Origin of the sequence: Rhodanobacter sp. Root561, from assembly GCF_001427365.1 — a bacterium.
Classification (GTDB): Bacteria; Pseudomonadota; Gammaproteobacteria; order Xanthomonadales; family Rhodanobacteraceae; genus Rhodanobacter.
The window spans coordinates 1-2,050 of the sequence record NZ_LMGH01000007.1 but is presented as its reverse complement, the minus strand read 5'-3'; the positions used below and the strand labels follow the sequence as shown (position 1 = coordinate 2,050).

The following is a 2,050-nucleotide window of genomic DNA, read 5'->3' as shown; positions in this document are numbered from 1 at the left end:
TACCTTCATCGTTGATGGTTCTGGCCAAAGCGTAAAAATTGCCGTGCCCTGCCTTACGCTGCAATTCGTTAAGAACGCTGCGGGAGAGCAGACCCCAATCAAGGTCGGTGACCGCTACAGGATCGTCGTCTCACACCGCAAGCCAACGCCAGATATGAATTCCCCTTATCTTCTCAGCAGAAGGCCTTGGTATCTTGCCAGCATTGAGTAGTGATTTGGCGCGCGGCCTAACTGTTCGTCCAAGCGGACACGCGGATAGAGCCCGCGTGCCCCTTAACTCCAGCGTTAGCCTCTATGAAACCAAAGACTGTCGTCCTGATGCTTTTCGCTGTCATCTCATTTCTTAGTGGTGCCTTGGGGCAATACTTTGCGCCAAGTGGTGCTCAATCACCTTCGGATATTCCTTGCATGCTGGCTGGCGTGTTTCTTATCTTCGTTTGGTACCGTATCGACTCAGAGCAGCGTTCTTACAGACGCTCTGTTTGGCTCAACATCAGCGTAGTCGCTCTCGCCATTTTTGCGATGCCGTATTACTTCTTCAGGTCTCGTGGCATCAAAGGTGGCTTTGTTGCTTCAGGCGTGTTCCTTCTGGCCTGTGTAGCCTCAGTTTTCCTTACTGGAGCGGGCCATTTTGCAATCTCGGCACTGCGCGGCTAACTACTCGTTCGAGACGGACGGCTGCGCCGCCGCTCAACTCCGGCGTTAGGCTCCAATGCGAATCTCCGTTTCAATTTTCCTACTTGTGTTCCTGGCTTCCTGTACGACTTCGTTTCCGGTCCGCAAAACGGCGGTCGGCGAAAAGTTCAGTGTGCAGGAACTTAAACGTTGCGAGCGACTGCGCGGGCATATCGAGCAGATCGGCTTTATTTCCAGTACGTGTGTCTACCCAGCACCGGATGCGGGAAAGTCTTGCGAGGATCGGAGCGGTTGCGTTGGTCGTTGCGATGCACCGGTAAAGGCGCTTAGGAATCAGCCCGTGGTCGGCCGTTGCAGCGCGCTTGTTGGCCAACTTGGTTGCATGAATGTGGTAGTCGCAGGCCGGGCGACTGGTGACATGTGTACAGACTGATTTTCTTCTATCCCGTGATCTGGCCTAACATCTCGTTCGAGGCGGACGGCTACGCCGCCGCTCAACTCCAGCGTTAGAGGGCAACCGTGAAATCCCTGTCCGTGCAAGTTCAACCAGAGAGATCGCCTGGCATTGATATGGCTGCGATCTCCGAGTTGTTCCAAGGGCTTGTCAGTCGTAAGGACCTCGTCTTGCAGCACAGCTTCGATAGCGGCGATGACAATGGCGCCTATTTCAACTTTACTTTTGGCACCGAGCGTCCCGCTGAGCTCTGGCGCAATATGCAAGACTTGGTCTTTCTTGCAACAGAACACAAAGCGCATATGGCCGCTGCGTCGATGGCCATGTGTTCCAGCGCTGCAGGCTGGGATCAGTACTTGCAGTTGTACCACTGGAACCTAGAGGTGCCCGTTGTTCCTGCAACTGCCCTCTAACCGTTCGTTCGAGGCGGACGGCTCCGCCGCCGCTCAACCCAAGCGTTAGACGTCATGAATGACACAGCTTCTGATGACGAGTCCTATTTCCTGCTGGGCACTGGCACTTGGCGGGATCTCCTGCCGCGTGTACCACGGCCGGTGTTAGCTGTTGGCTCAAAATCGCTGTATCGCGTTCTCCTGGAAGGTTCACTCTTCAAGTTTTCTATCGCGGGAAGCGATCGGCCGATCATTGGCTTTTTTACAACTCGCTTCGTGGCCGCACGAAATAGGCTCGAAGCTGAGGCTATGGCCAAGTCCTCGGTATTACGCGAGTGGGAACGCCAAGGATTTGCCTCTCGAGCGGGAGCGAAGCCAAGCCTTTCCGTTGAGACTTCGGAGATGCTCTCCTCTCGCTTCCGCCTGCGGTCAGGCGCAGGGTTTGCCTTCTTTGGAGACGCGGGTGACGTCTAACAATTCCTTAGGAGACTTCCCGTCAATACCACGCGCTTGATGCTCTTGCCTTGAGCTTTCAGGCTTTCGCTGGTGGCGGTGTTGTCGTTGATGC

The 2,050-nt window shown here is 55.0% G+C and carries 3 protein-coding genes; all 3 read left to right on the top strand.

The genetic code is table 11. From position 1 onward, the window contains the following. Positions 1 to 211, top strand: a 211-nt coding sequence (locus ASD55_RS18805) for a hypothetical protein (protein ID WP_235577741.1), incomplete at its 5' end; no start/stop codon positions are given. Positions 212 to 294: 83 nt separating this feature from the next. Next, positions 295 to 657, top strand: a complete 363-nt coding sequence (locus ASD55_RS18360) for a hypothetical protein (protein ID WP_157598870.1) — start codon at positions 295 to 297, stop codon at positions 655 to 657. A gap of 498 nt (positions 658 to 1,155) precedes the next feature. Next, entirely contained in the window at positions 1,156 to 1,503 is a 348-nt protein-coding gene (locus tag ASD55_RS06550; protein ID WP_157598868.1) for a hypothetical protein, read from the top strand. The last annotated feature ends 547 nt before the right edge of the window (positions 1,504 to 2,050 follow it).